Below are 16,414 nucleotides of genomic sequence, written 5' to 3'. Positions count from 1 at the left end.
CATGACGAATGATGGTATGCTTTCCCAGGAAGAGATTGATGCACTATTGAATGTTAGTTCTGGTGAAGATCTGACTGAGGAATTAACAGATCCAAAGCAACAATTAACGCGTATTGAAGAAGATACACTAGGAGAAATTGGTAATATTTCCTTTGGTAGCTCAGCAACAACATTATCAACGATACTTAATCAAAAGGTAGAAATAACGACACCAGAGGTTTCTGTTATTCAAAAGGAAGATTTGAAACAGCAAATTGTATTTGAGCCTGTCAGTGTTGAAGTAAGTTATACAGCCGGTTTTACGGGTAAAAATGTATTCGTCATTAAAGCTGAAGATGCAGCAATCATTTCCGACATTATGTTAGGGGGAGATGGTGCATCACCTGACAAGGAATTAAATGATATTCATTTAAGTGCAGTTCAGGAAGCGATGAATCAAATGATGGGAGCGGCCGCAACAAGTATGTCGACCGTTTTTGACAAAAAGGTGGATATCTCACCACCGACGATTAAAATGGAAGATCCACATGATGAAGATCTTGCTGAAGCCACTTTTGAAGCAGATGCTTTTGTAAAAGTTTCTTTTCAATTGAAGGTTGGCGAACTTATCGATTCGGCGATTATGCAACTTATGCCAATCAAATTTGCCAGACAAATGGTTGATCAATTATTAAATGGACCGTCGCAAGAAATGGCAGCAGCCCATGTAGAGGAACAAACGAACTTGGTTGAATCTGATTTAACAAAAGACCTATCCGAGGGACCGGATACAATTGAAGAACTTGAAGCAGATCCACAATTATTAGGAAGCAGTAGCGATCAGGAAGCAGCCATCCAACAGGCAGCGTTCTCTGAATTTGAGCAAGTGAAATTAAACAAAAACGAACAACGGAATCTCGATATGCTTTTGGATATTCCCTTGAAAGTCACAGTTGAATTAGGAAGAACAAAACGTACGATAAAGGACATTTTAGACCTTTCTTCCGGATCGATTGTCGAACTAGATAAATTGGCTGGGGAACCTGTAGATATATTAGTAAATGAAAAATTAATTGCGCAAGGCGAGGTTGTTGTTATCGATGAGAACTTCGGTGTGCGTGTAACAGATATTGTTAGTCAAACAGATCGATTAAAAAAATTAAAGTGATTTTATTTTAGGAGGATACTTTTATGGGACAACGAATTTTAATTGTAGATGACGCAGCATTTATGCGTATGATGATCAAGGATATTTTAAGTAAAAATGGATTTGAAGTAGTTGGTGAAGCTGAGGATGGTGCCCAAGCGGTAGAAAAATACAAAGAGTTAACACCGGATCTTGTCACAATGGATATCACGATGCCTGAAATGGATGGAATAACCGCCCTAAAGAAAATAAAAGCGATCAATCCAGAAGCGAAGATTATTATGTGTTCGGCGATGGGACAACAGGCAATGGTTATTGATGCAATTCAAGCGGGGGCAAAGGATTTTATTGTCAAACCATTCCAAGCCGACCGTGTGATGGAAGCCATTCAAAAAGCGTTAAACTAAGAAAAGAGTGAATATGTTGCATAAAAAAGTATATTTTAGCACCTGTATTTTATCCATTCTTTTCTTGTTTGGTTTTACAAGTAATGTAGATGCAGAGGCACCTAGTGTGATAGATTGTTTGGAAGATAAAGCTGCCTGTGAAGAAGATGTAGGTGATTCCACATCGGAAACGGAATTAGAAACAGAACAAGATGATCAGAAATCAGAAATTGGTAAGACGGGATCATTGCTGTTTAGCATCATAAAAACAGTTTTTGCATTAATTTTGGTGCTTGGGCTCATTTATTTACTGATCAAGTTCCTCAGTAAAAGGAATAAAATGTTTCAGCAAGTAAAAGCCTTGGAAAATTTGGGTGGTATATCTGTTGGACAAAATAAATCGATTCAGGTTGTTCGGATTGGAAGCCAGGTGTTTTTAGTAGGTGTTGGAGAGAACGTGGAAATGCTACAAGAAATAACAGATGAACAAGTAAAACAGGACCTATTACATAGTGATGAACAGGCTGGAGATGCATCCCAGGCAAGTCAATGGTTACCAACATTTCTACAATCAAAAACAGATGAAAAGAATAGTACAAGTGATTTTAAACAGCTTTTTATCAAAGAGCTGGATAAATTAAAGAAAAACCGAAGAGAAATGATTAACCAGCGCAAGCAAAAGGAAGATGAGCATGAATGAATTTGTGAATATGTTTGCTGGATCAGACCCTTCATCTGTTGCGACATCTGTTAAATTATTATTGTTATTAACCGTTTTATCTTTGGCACCTGCCATTCTTATATTAATGACGAGTTTCACAAGAATCATAATTGTTTTATCATTTGTCAGGACGTCATTGGCGACTCAGCAAATGCCACCTAATCAGGTACTGGTAGGTTTGGCGCTGTTTCTAACATTTTTCATCATGGGGCCAGTGTTTAGTGAAGTTTATGATGATTCACTACAGCCTTTATTCGCTGAAGAAATCACCTTGGATGAGGCATATGATCGGGCAAGTGAACCAATGAAGGAATTCATGGCCAAACATACCAGACAAAAGGATTTAGCATTATTTATGAACTATACACAGATGGAGAAACCGGAAACGATCCAGGATATTCCATTAACAACAATGGTACCGGCCTTTGCGATTAGTGAATTAAAAACAGCGTTTCAAATGGGCTTTTTAATCTTTATTCCCTTTTTGGTAATTGATATGGCTGTCGCCAGTGTGCTTATGTCGATGGGGATGATGATGCTACCACCTGTAATGATTTCTTTGCCGTTTAAGATACTACTATTTGTTTTGGTGGACGGTTGGTATTTAATTACGCATTCCTTACTGGACAGCTTTTAAAGAATAGGAAAGGGGATTTGTTACATGAGCAGTGAATTTGTTTTAGCACTTGCACAAAAAGGCATTTATACAATACTACTCGTTTGTGGACCATTGCTTATATTAGCGCTTGCTGTTGGGTTGCTTGTTAGTATCTTTCAAGCGACAACCCAAATACAGGAACAAACCCTGGCTTTTATTCCAAAAATAGTTGCCGTCTTCGTTGGTCTTATTTTTTTTGGGCCATGGATGCTAACCAAGATGGTCGAGTTTACTGCCGACATATTTCAAAATTTAAATCAGTTTGTAGGTTAGATGATGCTAGATTTAATTAATTTAAATAGTATTCCGGTATTTTTACTTGTTTTGGTTCGGGTAGCAGCGTTTTTTGTTACCTTGCCACTATTCTCCTATCGGACGATACCCATGCCGTTTAAAATCGGATTCAGCTTTTTCTTAGCTTTTATTATGTATTATACGATCGACGTTTCTGCCATCGCCATTGATGAGCTATATTTATTTTTACTACTAAAAGAAGCCCTAGTCGGTCTTTTGATTGGGTTAATCGCATTTATTATTTTGTCTGCAGTTCAAATTGCCGGTGGATTTATTGATTTTCAGATGGGTTTTGCGATTGCGAACGTTATTGATCCACAGACCGGATCACAAAGCCCTTTGACAGGACAATACTTCTATATTATTGCCTTGTTATTTCTATTATCGGTGAATGGTCATCATTTATTAATAGATGGTATTTTTTATAGTTATGATTTCATACCCATTGATGCATTTGTACCTTTTCATGATGGGACCATTGCTGATTTTATTATAGATTCCTTCAATAAAATGTTTCTGATTGCATTTCAGATGTCGATCCCACTTGTCGGCTGTTTATTTTTAGTTGATATTGCGTTAGGCATTATCGCCAGAACAGTGCCACAGCTAAATGTGTTTGTCGTTGGTTTGCCATTGAAGATTTTTGTAAGCTTTGTAGTTATTTTACTTTTTCTTAGCTTGTTTATGATACTTGTTAAAAGTTTATTTGCAACTATGTTTGAGACAATGCGGGAATTGATGCAATTATTCGGAGGTGGGTAACTTGCAATTGAAGCTGGATTTACAATTTTTTGCAGGTGAAAAGACGGAGAAGGCCACGCCGAAAAAAAGACAGGATGAACGAAAAAAGGGTAAAGTTGCTAAGAGCCAGGATATCAATACGGCAATTCTATTATTGTCTGCCCTTATGACATTAATTATCTTTGGTAGTTCGATAAAAAATACAATGACAACACTATATGAACAGTCTTTTACTGAATTTATCCATTGGGAGCTGACGGAAAATACATTGCATCAAATTCTTTCCGGCACAGCGATGGAAGCCGCCAAAATGCTGGCACCGATTATGCTGGTAGTTATTGTTGCTGGATTTGCATCTAACCTGATGCAGATTGGATTTCTTTTTACAGGGGAGCCATTAAAACCTGATTTGAAGAAGATTGATCCCATCCAGGGCGCCAAACGGATATTTTCTATTCGTGCACTTGTGGAATTATTAAAGTCTTTATTAAAAATTGTGTTTATTGGTTCGATCACTTTTTTTGTAATTTGGATATACAAAGATGAGATGATGATGCTTGCATTTAAAAATGCAGAAAATGCATTGGCTTTCTTCGGCAGAATAACGGTTATTATGGGTATTTCAGCCACGGTTGCTTTACTCTTTCTTGCTGTTTTTGACTATGCGTACCAAAGTTATGATTTTGAAAAAAACATGAAGATGTCGAAACAGGATATAAAAGATGAGCACAAGAACATTGAGGGAGATCCATTAATCAAATCGAAAATAAAAGCGAAGCAAAGACAAATGGCGACACGTCGTATGATGAGTGAAGTACCTACAGCAGATGTTGTCATTACGAATCCCACACACTTTGCACTTGCAATAAAATACGACGAAGAAAAAGCAAGTGCCCCTATCGTAGTTGCCAAAGGTGTGGATAAAACGGCACAGAGAATAAAGGAAATAGCGAAAGAACATGGCGTTATTACGGTTGAGAACAAACCACTTGCCCGTTCTTTATATAGTGTCATTGATATTGGTGATAGCATTCCTGAACAATTCTATCAGGCTGTTGCAGAGATTCTGGCCTATGTGTACCGACTAGAGAAAAAAGTTTAGTAATGAGGAGAGACCAGCATGAAGGCCCGTGATTTATCCGTTCTTTTAGGTGTCATTTTAATTATTGTCATGTTAATCATCCCGCTACCTGGATGGTTATTAAGTATACTTATTTTATGTAATATATCTTTAGCACTTATGGTTATATTAGTTTCCATGAATTTACATGAAGCTTTACAGTTTTCTGTCTTTCCCTCTCTATTATTACTACTAACTTTGTTTCGGCTTGGATTGAATGTATCGACAACAAGATCTATATTATCTGAAGCTGAAGCAGGCGGGGTTGTTGACACCTTTGGTTCATTTGTTATTGGAGATAATCCATTGGTTGGTTTTGTTGTGTTTATTATTTTGGTAATCATTCAATTTATCGTTATTACTAAAGGGGCTGAGCGGGTTTCTGAAGTGGCTGCACGGTTTACATTGGATGCCATGCCCGGAAAACAGATGAGTATTGACGCTGATCTGAATGCGGGTTTAATATCTGAACAGCAAGCAAAAGAAAGACGTGAGAAAGTAGAAAATGAAGCAGATTTTCACGGAGCAATGGATGGGGCAAGTAAATTTGTGAAGGGTGACGCCATAGCGGGTATCATTATCGTATTGATCAATATTATATTTGGTTTGATTATCGGTATGGTCCAAATGGACATGTCTTTTGGTGAAGCAATCAATACGTTTATGCGTCTTACTGTTGGTGATGGGTTGGTTAGTCAAATTCCAGCATTGCTCATTGCAACAGCAACAGGAATAGTTGTAACGAGGGTTACGAGTACCGGTAATTTAGGCACAGAAGTGTCCAATCAGTTATTACAATATCCGAAACTATTATTTATTGCCGGAGGAACCATCTTTTTACTTGGTTTCACACCGATTAATTTTTTCCTAACAACGACCATAGCTGGTTTGTTGGTACTAAGTGGCTATTTATTGTTAAAACAATCAAGTAAACCCGAAATGCCGGACGTAGAGGAAGAGGAGCAAACCGAAAGCACGGCAATGAAGTCACCGGAGAATGTTGTCAGCTTATTAAATATGGATCCGATTGAATTCGAATTTGGTTATGCATTGATTCCAATAGCGGATGCCAATCAGGGTGGAGATTTATTGGATCGAATTATTATGATTCGTAGACAATTAGCCATTGAACTTGGGATTGTTATACCTGTCGTACGAATCCGCGATAACATTCAACTGAACCCAAATGAATATCGATTAAAAATAAAAGGAAATGAAGTAGCGACCGGTGAACTGCTGCTTGATCACTATTTAGCAATGGCACCGGACTTTGCTGATGATATGATAGAGGGAATTGATACAAAAGAACCAGCGTTTGGGCTACCAGCCAAGTGGATTACAGAGGAACATAAAGATGAAGCTGAACTGTCCGGATATACAGTCGTGGATCCGCCATCTGTTGTTTCTACACACATTACAGAAGTGATTAAACAGCATGCACACACATTACTGGGAAGAGAAGAAACAAAACAGCTGATCGATCATTTGCAGGAAAGTTATCCATTACTAGTAGGTGAAGTGACACCAGAGCCATTAGCAATTGGAGATATTCAAAAAGTGTTAGCTAAGCTGCTGAAAGAAAACATCTCGATTAGAAACTTACCAATTATATTTGAAACACTGGCAGATTTCTCGAAAATGACCAATGATACCGAACTATTGGCAGAATACGTAAGGCAGGCATTATCAGCACAAATAACAAAACAATTTGCACACGACGATCAATCTATGAAGGTAATTACTGTTTCTGGTAAGGTTGAAAAAATGATTGCTGAAAGTATCCAACAAACCGAACACGGCAATTATTTATCATTGGATCCGGAATCACAACAAACGATTATTAAAACCATTCGTGAAGAAGTGGATAAATTAACCATACAGGAAGAAACGGCAGTTGTTTTATGTTCGCCAGCAATTCGCATGTATTTAAAACAGTTATTGGATCGCTTTTTACCTCAGGTTGTTGTCTTATCTTATAATGAATTAGAACCAACTGTAACGGTTCAAAGTGTTGGGGTGGTGAATATTGCATGAAGGTAAAAAAATATACAGGTCCAACGATGCCGCAAGTCATGAACGAAATTCGCAAGGAACTTGGACCAGAAGCGGTCATCTTAAATTCAAAGGAAATACAGCATGGCGGTATATTCGGCTTCCTCAAAAAGAAGCGGATTGAAGTGGTTGCTGCACTGGATCCGGATCCGCTTCCAATTAACCAGGATAAAAGAAATAATGCTATAAACCAAAGCGTGCCATCCACAGATATTGATACAACTGCAGTTGTTCTGCAGGAGGTGAAGCATTTGAAAAAGATGGTTGCGCTCCAGTCACAAGGAGAAAAAGAGAATTATCAGCCAGATTATCAAATTGCCTATCAATATTTACTGGATCAGGAAGTGGATCACCGATATGCAGAAGATATCATCAATGCAGTGGTAAAAAAACAGGAATCAAATGGGATAGAGCCCGATATGAAGCAAATTCTACGCACTATAAAAGAAGAAATAAATACAAGATTAAGTGGATTAGCTTTTGAAGGTATTACGAAAGATAATAAGATTGTTCACTTTGTTGGACCGACCGGCGTAGGTAAGACAACAACCCTTGCCAAAATAGCCGCAAACAGCATGTTGAAGCATCATAAAAGGGTAGCCTTTATAACAGCTGATACATACCGGATCGCCGCTATTGAACAGTTAAAGACATATGCGCAAATTTTAGATGTGCCTATGGAAGTAGTCTATACAAATGAAGACTATCAGGATGCAATCCAACAATTTGCAGAATACGATTTAATCCTTGTAGACACTGCTGGTAGAAATTTCCGTGATGCACAATATGTGGCGGAATTAGAGAAAGGTTTAGGAACAGGTCAGGAGCATGCAACTTATCTTGTATTGTCACTAACTGCTAAACCAAAAGATTTGACGGAGATTTATCAACAGTTTTATCATGTGCCGATAAAAGGGCTGATTTTCACGAAAGTTGATGAGACAAGGCAGTATGGAAGTATGATAAACATCGTATTAGATAATCAAATTGGTATTTCCTATCTTACAAATGGTCAGGATGTGCCGGATGATTTAAGTCATGCGTCACCAGGGATAATCAGTGATTTAATTGTAGGTGGATATGATCATGAATGATCAAGCGGCAAATTTAAGAAGGCATTTTGATAAAACAGCAAAGTCAAACAGAACAAAGACAATTTCGATTATTAGTGGAAAAGGCGGTGTTGGAAAGTCCAATATCGCACTTAATTTCTCTTTGGAACTAATTAAAAACGATAAAAAGGTATTATTATTTGATTTGGATGTTGGCATGGGGAATATCGATATTTTACTGGGGTTGCATGCGAAAAGGACAATAATTGATATGTTTCAGGAACAAATATCTATTCATGACATAATAGAAACGGGGCCAAATGGACTTTCTTATATTGCAGGTGGCTCGGGGTTAAATCACTTTTTTACAATGAACTCACGAGAGCAAGCCTATTTTTTTGAGCAATATTACTCACTCATGAAATTGTATGATTATATTATTTTTGACATTGGTGCCGGTGCAACAGCTGATAGTTTGTTTTTCGTATTAGCGTCTAATGAATGCATCGTTGTCACTACACCGGAGCCAACATCAATAACGGATGCATACGGTATGATCAAGCATGTACTACATGAACAGCCGGACATGCCGATACGTGTGATTATGAACCGTTCCATCTCTCAAATGGATGGAACAAAGTCACTTGAAAGATTACAGCAAGTTGTTTTTCGGTTCTTACAAATTGAAATAGAAATGATGGGCATTATTCCTGATGATGCAAATGTATCTCATGCGGTGAGAAGACAAGTGCCGTTTGTGCTGCTTAATGATAAAACGGCTGTATCTAAGGCAATGAAACAATTGACGATCAACTATTTATCCGGGGCCAATAGTGGAAATAAAATAACTCCTGTTTCTTTTGTACAGAGATTAAAACAACTACTGACGGCGAGGGGAAATGGATGACTTTTCATGTGAATTTCAATGATGTCGGAGGGCAACATGATTTAGACAATGAAAAGGGAGGCGCCTCAATTAAAAAAACACTGATTGCAATTGGAACATCGACTGGTGGCCCCCGTGCATTACAGAAAGTATTAACGGATCTGCCTAGAGATTTTTCGATACCCATATTAATCGTCCAGCACATGCCGAAGACATTTACTAAATCACTTGCAGACCGTCTTAATACATTAACTGGGATTCATGTTAAAGAAGCAGTACATGGAGAAGTAATTCAAGACCATACCGCATACATCGCTCCTGGTGATTATCATATGAAGCTGCGTAAAGCGGGTACATCATTTAAGATTGAATTAACGAAGGAGAAACCGCACTTGGGGTTTAGACCGGCAGTAGACGTACTTATTGATTCACTCGCAACATTAAAAGTGAATAAATTAGCAGTTATCTTAACAGGAATGGGGAGCGACGGGGCAGAGGGAATTAAACGATTAAAGAATAGTGATCCAGATGCTGTCGTTATTGCGGAAGCAGCGGATACTGCAATCGTATATGGGATGCCAAAAGCTGCTGTGGATACAAATTGTGTTGACAAAGTCGTTCCATTGCACGAAATAGCTAAAACAATGGATCATATAGTGAATAGATGAGCGATTAGATCATTTATAAAGGAGAATAAAAATGGAAAATCAAAAATCGGATCAAAAAGTAATTGTTTTTCAGTTACAAGATGAAGAATATGCGTTAGGTGTAGAACAAGTTGCCTCGATTGAACGTATGCTTCCGATAACGAGGGTTCCACAAACTGCAGATTTTGTAAAAGGAGTGATCAATTTACGTGGTGTTGTTATACCCGTACTTGATTTAAGGACGCGTTTTAACATTAAATCATCGCCATACAATGAATCGACCCGAATTATTGTCGTCTATTTTGATGGAATGGAAGTCGGTCTAATTGTGGATACTGCCAACGATGTGCTGGATATTCCAGAAGACACAATGGAGGACCCACCAGCGGTTGTCGGTGCTGTGGATGTGGATTATATAAAGGGTATAGCAAATTTGGACCACCGTTTACTTATCCTGCTTGATTTACAAAAAGTACTAAAATCCGATGACATGATCGAATTGAAATCGGTTCAAGGATAAAAGACATGGAATTCATAAATCTTACAGATGAACAACGGGATGTTTTATGTGAAATAGGAAATATTGGTGCGGGGAATGCAGCAACTTCGATGGCGAAATTAATTAATAAAAAAATAGATATGCAGGTTCCATCTATTGATGTTGTGGGCTATGACGATATGATGGAACTGATTGGTGGACCAGAAGCATTGATCGTCGCTATCTTTTTTCGCATTCAGGGTGATGCACCAGGGACGGTGTTTTTCATTTTAACCATGGAAGAAGCAGAAAACTTAGTCCAACAAATTACAAACAATGTTACTTTCAATTTGTTTAGCGATGGTTCTTTAGATGAAGTAGCAATTTCTGTATTACAGGAAACGGGCAACATTTTAACAGGGTCATACTTATCCGCATTGTCTGACTTCATGCATATTAATATGCAACCATCTGTACCGTACTTTAGCGCAGATATGGCTGGAGCCGTTTTAACAGCTGGTTTAATGGAATTATCACAGGTAACAGATTTTGCAATTATCATTGATACCAAGATCAATCACAATGATTCAAAAAACGGTGTGCATGGGCATTTCCTTTTGCTGCCCGATCCTTCGTCATTTCAAAAGATATTTCATGCGTTAGGAGTCAATGAAGATGTGTGATACTAAAACGATTGTTGTCGTCGGTATTGCAGATTTGAAAGTTATTACAGCACCAGATTTGATTCGCACGTCCGGTTTAGGCTCTTGTGTAGGTGCAGTGCTCTATGATGAGATCAAGCAAGTAGCAGGACTAGCGCATGTCTTGCTCCCGGAGTCTAGTTTAGCAAAACAAACGAATATTAATAAATACAAATACGCGGATACAGCGATCCCTATTTTAATCAATAAACTTGTCGAAGAAGGTGCCCGAAGAAGCATGCTTAAAGCAAAATTGGCTGGTGGCGCCCAAATGTTTCAGTTCGCTTCTAATTCGGACGTTATGAGAATCGGCCCAAGAAATGCAGAGGCGATTCAACAGGAATTACAAGCATGTCAAATTCCTATTATTTCATCTGATTTAGGGGGGAATGCTGGTAGAACGATTGAGTTCGATCCGGTTACAGCTAAGTTAAAAATTCGAAAAGTAAATAGGGAAGTCAATTATATATAACTGATTCCATCCATATACTTTGTTGCTATTGAGATAAAATACGACATAAGACCAGGGTGATTTTCCAAGACGTGTGAGTTATTGCTGCCGTCCAGGATCGATCCGGGTGGATGCTTTCCGCGGAAAGCGGAGAAAGGCATTTATAACTACTTTTAAGATCTATCATTTACTAAAAAGCATATTTTTTTGCTGGGACGAACCCTTGGTGCAGTCCCAATCTAAGAAAACAGCCTATATACTAGAATGAATGCTATTTCTATAAATAGGATGATGGAAGGAGGGGAATATGTCAGTGAAATCTTCTATCGAATTCCATTGGGACGAATGGATAAAAAATCAGGATCAAGATGCTGCGAATGAATTAATTAAGTATTATATGTACTTAGTCAACTTTCATGTAGAGAGAATATATAGTCATCTGCCAATGAATGTCAATAAAGACGATATTATAAGCACTGGATTAATCGGGTTGTATGATGCACTGAATAAATTTGAACCAGCACGGGATTTGAAATTTGATACCTATGCATCTTTTCGAATACGCGGCTCCATCATGGATGGGTTAAGGAAAGAGGACTGGCTACCACGTGCCACAAGGGAAAAAACAAAAAAAATCGAACAAATTTCGCGTGAATTAGAACAAATCTATCATCGGGTTCCCCTGGCTGAAGAAATCGCCGAGAGAGCAGGCATGCCTACACAGGAAGTCGAGTCTGTCATCAAAGATTCACTGTTTGCTAATATAATGTCCATCGAAGAAAAAGTAAAAGGGGACAGCGGTGAACTGAAAGAGGGGATCGGTTATACTATTCCAGATGACTCGGCATTACTACCTGAAAAAAACGTACTGCAAAATGAAATGAAGGAAGAGTTGAAAGCAGGCATTCAATCCTTAACCGACAATGAGCAAATGGTCATCAGTTTATTCTATAATGAAGATTTAACACTTACAGAAATTGGGAAAGTACTGGATTTAACAACATCACGGATTTCACAAATACACAAAAAAGCGATTTTTAAATTGAGAAAAGAGCTTAATAAAATTCAAAAATTTGCTTGAAGATAAATTTATATGCTGTTTAGAAGGGAGTGCAAGCTATGGTGACATTTATCTTTGCCATCAGTTTTATTTTACATATCATCACGATTTTTGCAATCTATCTATTAATTAAGCAAAACCAACAGCTAAAACATGAAAATATTCATGACACGACAGCACTTCTTGAAAGCTATCTAGCAGAAATAAAAGATGAGAATAACCGATTACAAGCAGAACTGGCTGTTTCCTCCTCTAACCATGAGACGGATGAAGCATCAGGTGTAACTAAACACCATGCATCCGAGGAAACATTGATAAATGATGACCCATTTTCATTACCGGATGTAGAGCAGACCGATCATGTGGAGGCGTCTTTACAGGCAAAGGTTCTCCAGCTTCACGATCAAGGTTTGACAGAAACAGAAATAGCCAAAAAGTTGAATTGTGGAAAAACAGAAGCAGCATTAATTATTAAACTGCATACAACATAAAAAATACTTGCTTCCATATGTTCGATATGGTATAGTAATCCGTGGTGTAAATACTATGTTCGTAAAGATTAGCGAACATGTTAAAAAAACACACGTTTAGTAATTTGTTTATTTGGTGCCAAACAAGTAACTGGTCAATATGCAAAGATGATCTAAACGGAGGAAAAAAACCATTAGGAGGAATTAATTATGGCAGCAATATCGATGAAGCAATTGTTAGAAGCTGGTGTACATTTCGGACATCAGACACGTCGTTGGAACCCGAAAATGAAGAAATATATCTTCACGGAACGTAACGGTATTTATATCATTGACCTGCAAAAAACAGTGAAAAAGGTTGATGAAGCGTACAAGTTCGTTAAGGAAATCGCATCAAATGGTGGTACGGTCCTTTTCGTAGGTACGAAAAAACAAGCACAGGATTCTGTGCGTGATGAAGCAACTCGTTCAGGTATGTTCTACGTTAACCAACGTTGGTTGGGTGGAACACTTACAAACTTCCAAACCATTCGCAAGCGTATTAATCGTCTGAAAGACATTGAACGTATGGAAGAAGATGGAACTTTTGAAGTATTACCGAAAAAAGAAGTTGTAGGATTATTAAAAGAAAAAGATCGTCTCGTTAAATTCTTGGGTGGAATCAAGGAAATGAAACGTATCCCTGATGCATTATTTGTTATTGATCCACGTAAAGAACGTATAGCGATCGCTGAAGCGCATAAATTAAACATTCCAATCATTGGAATTGTTGATACAAACTGTGATCCAGATGAAATCGATTATGTTATTCCAGGAAATGATGATGCTATTCGTGCGGTTAAACTATTAACATCAAAAATGGCTGATGCAATTCTGGAAGTTAAACAGGAAGAAGAAGTGCCAGAAGAAGTTGTAGAAGAGGCACCAGTCGAAGAATCTGTTGAAGCAAAAGAAGAAACTGAAGTTGAATCAAATCAAGCTTAATTATTAAGAAAAGGAAAGGGTGATAAGAGGAGAAGAACCTTTTATCACCCTTTTTAAAGAAAGAACACGAGTATAATCATTTAGATATCTTAAGGAGGATATATCATGGCAATTACTGCAAAAATGGTGAAGGAACTGCGCGAAAAAACGGGCGCAGGTATGATGGATTGTAAAAGAGCATTACAGGAAACAGACGGAAATATTGAAGAGGCAATTGATTATTTACGAGAAAAAGGTATGTCATCTGCAGCGAAGAAAGCCGATCGTATCGCTGCGGAAGGGTCTACTTATATTGAAGTAGATAATAATACAGCGGTGCTATTAGAAGTGAACTGTGAAACAGACTTTGTAACAAAAAATGACCAGTTTAAACAATTGTTAACAGACCTTGGTAAGCACATTGTTAAACATCAACCAGAAACAGTTGAAGAAGTACTGCAACAAAAGCTTGATGGACAAGAAAATACAATTGAAGCTCATATTAGTTCAACAGTAGCAACGATTGGTGAGAAAATTTCATTACGTCGTTTTACAGTATTGAATAAAACAGATAATGATGCATTTGGTGCTTACCTTCATATGAATGGGCGTATTGGCGTGCTTTCTTTACTGGAAGGTACGACTGACAGCGACCTTGCTAAAGATATCGCAATGCACGTCGCAGCAGTTAACCCACGTTATGTTTCTCGCGATGAGGTTTTAGAAGAAGAAGTAAATCATGAACGCGAAGTATTGAAATCACAAGCTTTAAATGAAGGTAAACCAGAGAAAATCGTGGAAAAAATGGTTGAAGGCCGACTAGGTAAATTCTTTGAAGAAATTTGCCTGTTAGACCAAAGCTTTGTTAAAGATCCAGATCAAAAAGTGAAAAAATATGTGGCAGATAAAGGTGCTACTGTTAAGACTTTCATTCGTTACGAAGTAGGCGAAGGTATGGAAAAACGTGAAGAAAACTTTGCTGAAGAAGTTAGAAGTCAAATGAAGCAATAATGTAACAAGTGGATAGGGAGCAGGTACTGTTCCCTATTTCTCCAAACGTTTGGTTCAGTAAAAACGTCGGCATTGATCGATGGAAAATCCATGACAGAATGCTCGAAAAAACATAAAACTATAACTAACAAAACATAAAATTTCTATGGAGGTTAATATGACAACAACTCGTTACCGTAGAATTGTACTGAAATTAAGCGGAGAAGCTTTGAGTGGTCAACAAGGGTATGGCATCGAGCCAGCAGTGATTCAATCCGTAGCAAATCAGGTGAAAGAAGTAGCAGAAATGGGCCTGGAAATTGCTATTGTTGTTGGCGGGGGAAATATTTGGCGAGGAAAAGTAGGCAGTGAAATGGGAATGGATCGTGCAACCGCTGATTACATGGGAATGTTAGCAACGGTTATGAATTCATTGGCCTTACAGGACAGCCTCGAAAATATTGGTATACCTACTCGGGTACAAACCTCCATTGAAATGCGTCAGGTTGCCGAACCATATATCAGAAGAAAAGCAATTCGCCATTTAGAGAAAAAACGCGTTGTTATTTTTGCTGCTGGAACCGGTAATCCGTATTTTTCTACAGATACAACAGCCGCACTTCGAGCAGCTGAGATAGAAGCTGAAGTCATTTTAATGGCAAAGAATAATGTAGATGGCGTTTATACTGCCGATCCGAAGCTTAATAAAGACGCAGAAAAATATGATGAATTATCGTACATGGAAATGTTGAATGCAGGATTAGGTGTTATGGATTCGACAGCATCTTCATTATGTATGGATAATGATATACCATTAGTTGTTTTTTCTATTACTGAAGAGGGTAATATTAAAAGAGTTGTTCAAGGTGAAGAAATCGGGACGACAATTAAGGGGAGATAAAGATGTCTGAATCAATTATCAAGGAAATGCAGGACAAAATGGCCCAAGCTGTGCAGGCATTTTCTAAAAGCTTAGCCACAATCAGGGCTGGTCGGGCAAATCCGAGTATATTAGACGGTATTTATGTGGATTATTATGGTGCTTCCACACCATTAAATCAACTAGCAAACATATCAGCGCCAGAAGCTAGATTGTTGATGATTACACCGTATGATAAGAGTGCACTCGGAGAAGTGGAAAGAGCAATTCAGAAAGCAGACTTAGGATTATCACCATCCAATGACGGTAATGTAATCCGGATCAACATTCCAGCGTTAACGGAAGAACGTCGTAAAGACTTAATTAAAGTTGTTGGTAAATACGCTGAAGAATCACGTGTGCAAGTAAGAAATGTTCGTCGCGATGCAAACGAGCAATTGAAGAAAATAGAAAAGACCGGCGATCTGACAGAAGATGAATTACGTAGTTCGCAGGAAACTGTGCAAAAAGAAACGGACAATTTTATTGCTAAAATTGATCAATATGTAAAAGAAAAAGAAAAAGAAATGATGGAAGTTTAATCAGAATAATTATTACTGCAAAAGCCTGTTTTTAGACGCATGAAAAAATAAGTGTCATAGCCCTCTTTTCTTAAGGGGGCTATTGTTTTCTTATTCAACAATCGTTAAATATGTATTATCGTGTTATAATGAGAATTCATCCTAATAGAATAGGTAA

At 37.9% G+C, this 16,414-nt stretch carries 20 protein-coding genes; all 20 read left to right on the top strand.

From position 1 onward, the window contains the following. Window position 1 precedes the first annotated feature (1 nt). The 20 genes from fliY to frr all read left to right on the top strand — a co-directional run bounded on the left by fliY (window position 2) and on the right by frr (window position 16,257). Entirely contained in the window at window positions 2-1,147 is a 1,146-nt protein-coding gene (fliY, locus tag JOC34_RS04595; protein ID WP_205135528.1) for a flagellar motor switch phosphatase FliY, read from the top strand. A gap of 23 nt (window positions 1,148-1,170) precedes the next feature. Next, window positions 1,171-1,533, top strand: coding sequence for a response regulator (locus tag JOC34_RS04590; protein WP_205135527.1), 363 nt, complete (start codon window positions 1,171-1,173; stop codon window positions 1,531-1,533). A 16-nt stretch (window positions 1,534-1,549) separates the two neighbouring features. Next, window positions 1,550-2,212, top strand: coding sequence for a flagellar biosynthetic protein FliO (locus JOC34_RS04585; RefSeq protein ID WP_239544054.1), 663 nt, complete (start codon window positions 1,550-1,552; stop codon window positions 2,210-2,212). Continuing rightward, window positions 2,205-2,870: a flagellar type III secretion system pore protein FliP gene (gene fliP, locus JOC34_RS04580; protein ID WP_205135526.1), complete on the top strand. Its 666-nt coding sequence runs from the start codon at window positions 2,205-2,207 to the stop codon at window positions 2,868-2,870. The genes JOC34_RS04585 and fliP overlap by 8 nt, the downstream gene beginning before the upstream one ends. 24 nt (window positions 2,871-2,894) lie before the next feature. After that, the gene (gene fliQ, locus JOC34_RS04575) at window positions 2,895-3,164 is read left to right on the top strand and encodes a flagellar biosynthesis protein FliQ (protein WP_205135525.1); all 270 of its coding nucleotides are present in this window, start codon (window positions 2,895-2,897) and stop codon (window positions 3,162-3,164) included. Between the two features lie 3 nt (window positions 3,165-3,167). Further along, window positions 3,168-3,947, top strand: coding sequence for a flagellar biosynthetic protein FliR (fliR, locus tag JOC34_RS04570; protein WP_205135524.1), 780 nt, complete (start codon window positions 3,168-3,170; stop codon window positions 3,945-3,947). Window position 3,948: 1 nt separating this feature from the next. After that, entirely contained in the window at window positions 3,949-5,028 is a 1,080-nt protein-coding gene (flhB, locus tag JOC34_RS04565; RefSeq protein WP_205135523.1) for a flagellar biosynthesis protein FlhB, read from the top strand. A gap of 18 nt (window positions 5,029-5,046) precedes the next feature. After that, the gene (gene flhA, locus JOC34_RS04560; protein ID WP_205135522.1) at window positions 5,047-7,080 is read left to right on the top strand and encodes a flagellar biosynthesis protein FlhA; all 2,034 of its coding nucleotides are present in this window, start codon (window positions 5,047-5,049) and stop codon (window positions 7,078-7,080) included. Continuing rightward, a complete protein-coding gene (flhF, locus tag JOC34_RS04555; RefSeq protein ID WP_205135521.1) occupies window positions 7,077-8,192 on the top strand; it encodes a flagellar biosynthesis GTPase FlhF in 1,116 nt (371 codons plus the stop codon). Before flhA ends, flhF begins: the two co-directional genes overlap by 4 nt. Beyond that, on the top strand, window positions 8,185-9,057 hold the full coding sequence (locus JOC34_RS04550; RefSeq protein ID WP_205135520.1) for a MinD/ParA family protein: 873 nt from the start codon (window positions 8,185-8,187) through the stop codon (window positions 9,055-9,057). The genes flhF and JOC34_RS04550 overlap by 8 nt, the downstream gene beginning before the upstream one ends. After that, window positions 9,054-9,704: a CheB methylesterase domain-containing protein gene (locus tag JOC34_RS04545; protein WP_205135519.1), complete on the top strand. Its 651-nt coding sequence runs from the start codon at window positions 9,054-9,056 to the stop codon at window positions 9,702-9,704. Before JOC34_RS04550 ends, JOC34_RS04545 begins: the two co-directional genes overlap by 4 nt. Before the next feature lie 31 nt (window positions 9,705-9,735). Further along, complete coding sequence (locus JOC34_RS04540) at window positions 9,736-10,203, top strand: chemotaxis protein CheW (protein WP_205135518.1); 468 nt, start codon at window positions 9,736-9,738, stop codon at window positions 10,201-10,203. A 5-nt stretch (window positions 10,204-10,208) separates the two neighbouring features. Then, window positions 10,209-10,844: a chemotaxis protein CheC gene (locus JOC34_RS04535; protein ID WP_205135517.1), complete on the top strand. Its 636-nt coding sequence runs from the start codon at window positions 10,209-10,211 to the stop codon at window positions 10,842-10,844. Then, window positions 10,837-11,334: a chemotaxis protein CheD gene (locus JOC34_RS04530; RefSeq protein WP_205135516.1), complete on the top strand. Its 498-nt coding sequence runs from the start codon at window positions 10,837-10,839 to the stop codon at window positions 11,332-11,334. Before JOC34_RS04535 ends, JOC34_RS04530 begins: the two co-directional genes overlap by 8 nt. A gap of 286 nt (window positions 11,335-11,620) precedes the next feature. Next, window positions 11,621-12,394, top strand: coding sequence for a FliA/WhiG family RNA polymerase sigma factor (locus tag JOC34_RS04525; RefSeq protein WP_205135515.1), 774 nt, complete (start codon window positions 11,621-11,623; stop codon window positions 12,392-12,394). A 38-nt stretch (window positions 12,395-12,432) separates the two neighbouring features. Continuing rightward, entirely contained in the window at window positions 12,433-12,864 is a 432-nt protein-coding gene (locus JOC34_RS04520) for a DUF6115 domain-containing protein (protein ID WP_205135514.1), read from the top strand. A gap of 189 nt (window positions 12,865-13,053) precedes the next feature. Continuing rightward, the gene (gene rpsB, locus JOC34_RS04515; protein WP_205135513.1) at window positions 13,054-13,827 is read left to right on the top strand and encodes a 30S ribosomal protein S2; all 774 of its coding nucleotides are present in this window, start codon (window positions 13,054-13,056) and stop codon (window positions 13,825-13,827) included. 105 nt (window positions 13,828-13,932) lie between these two features. Next, window positions 13,933-14,817 (top strand): translation elongation factor Ts, encoded by an 885-nt coding sequence (gene tsf, locus JOC34_RS04510; RefSeq protein WP_205135512.1) that lies wholly within the window; start codon window positions 13,933-13,935, stop codon window positions 14,815-14,817. A 157-nt stretch (window positions 14,818-14,974) separates the two neighbouring features. Continuing rightward, window positions 14,975-15,697, top strand: coding sequence for a UMP kinase (pyrH, locus tag JOC34_RS04505; RefSeq protein WP_205135511.1), 723 nt, complete (start codon window positions 14,975-14,977; stop codon window positions 15,695-15,697). Between the two features lie 2 nt (window positions 15,698-15,699). Beyond that, a complete protein-coding gene (frr, locus tag JOC34_RS04500) occupies window positions 15,700-16,257 on the top strand; it encodes a ribosome recycling factor (protein WP_205135510.1) in 558 nt (185 codons plus the stop codon). Window positions 16,258-16,414 lie beyond the last annotated feature (157 nt).

It is taken from the genome of Virgibacillus halotolerans (assembly GCF_016908515.1).
GTDB lineage: Bacteria > Bacillota > Bacilli > Bacillales > Amphibacillaceae > Virgibacillus_M > Virgibacillus_M halotolerans.
The sequence above is the reverse complement of the archived record's forward strand: the minus strand, read 5'-3'. Positions and strand labels throughout refer to the sequence as shown.

Bases quoted from the DNA above. Each gene is read 5' to 3' on its own strand.
- flhF (WP_205135521.1), top strand. From the start codon at position 7,077: ATGAAGGTAAAAAAATATACAGGTCCAACGATGCCGCAAGTCATGAAC.
- fliR (WP_205135524.1), top strand. From the start codon at position 3,168: ATGCTAGATTTAATTAATTTAAATAGTATTCCGGTATTTTTACTTGTT.
- JOC34_RS04545 (WP_205135519.1), top strand. From the start codon at position 9,054: ATGACTTTTCATGTGAATTTCAATGATGTCGGAGGGCAACATGATTTA.
- JOC34_RS04535 (WP_205135517.1), top strand. From the start codon at position 10,209: ATGGAATTCATAAATCTTACAGATGAACAACGGGATGTTTTATGTGAA.
- JOC34_RS04590 (WP_205135527.1), top strand. From the start codon at position 1,171: ATGGGACAACGAATTTTAATTGTAGATGACGCAGCATTTATGCGTATG.
- JOC34_RS04550 (WP_205135520.1), top strand. From the start codon at position 8,185: ATGAATGATCAAGCGGCAAATTTAAGAAGGCATTTTGATAAAACAGCA.
- JOC34_RS04520 (WP_205135514.1), top strand. From the start codon at position 12,433: ATGGTGACATTTATCTTTGCCATCAGTTTTATTTTACATATCATCACG.
- fliQ (WP_205135525.1), top strand. From the start codon at position 2,895: ATGAGCAGTGAATTTGTTTTAGCACTTGCACAAAAAGGCATTTATACA.
- pyrH (WP_205135511.1), top strand. From the start codon at position 14,975: ATGACAACAACTCGTTACCGTAGAATTGTACTGAAATTAAGCGGAGAA.
- fliY (WP_205135528.1), top strand. From the start codon at position 2: ATGACGAATGATGGTATGCTTTCCCAGGAAGAGATTGATGCACTATTG.
- tsf (WP_205135512.1), top strand. From the start codon at position 13,933: ATGGCAATTACTGCAAAAATGGTGAAGGAACTGCGCGAAAAAACGGGC.
- flhA (WP_205135522.1), top strand. From the start codon at position 5,047: ATGAAGGCCCGTGATTTATCCGTTCTTTTAGGTGTCATTTTAATTATT.
- JOC34_RS04525 (WP_205135515.1), top strand. From the start codon at position 11,621: ATGTCAGTGAAATCTTCTATCGAATTCCATTGGGACGAATGGATAAAA.
- frr (WP_205135510.1), top strand. From the start codon at position 15,700: ATGTCTGAATCAATTATCAAGGAAATGCAGGACAAAATGGCCCAAGCT.
- rpsB (WP_205135513.1), top strand. From the start codon at position 13,054: ATGGCAGCAATATCGATGAAGCAATTGTTAGAAGCTGGTGTACATTTC.
- JOC34_RS04530 (WP_205135516.1), top strand. From the start codon at position 10,837: ATGTGTGATACTAAAACGATTGTTGTCGTCGGTATTGCAGATTTGAAA.
- JOC34_RS04540 (WP_205135518.1), top strand. From the start codon at position 9,736: ATGGAAAATCAAAAATCGGATCAAAAAGTAATTGTTTTTCAGTTACAA.
- fliP (WP_205135526.1), top strand. From the start codon at position 2,205: ATGAATGAATTTGTGAATATGTTTGCTGGATCAGACCCTTCATCTGTT.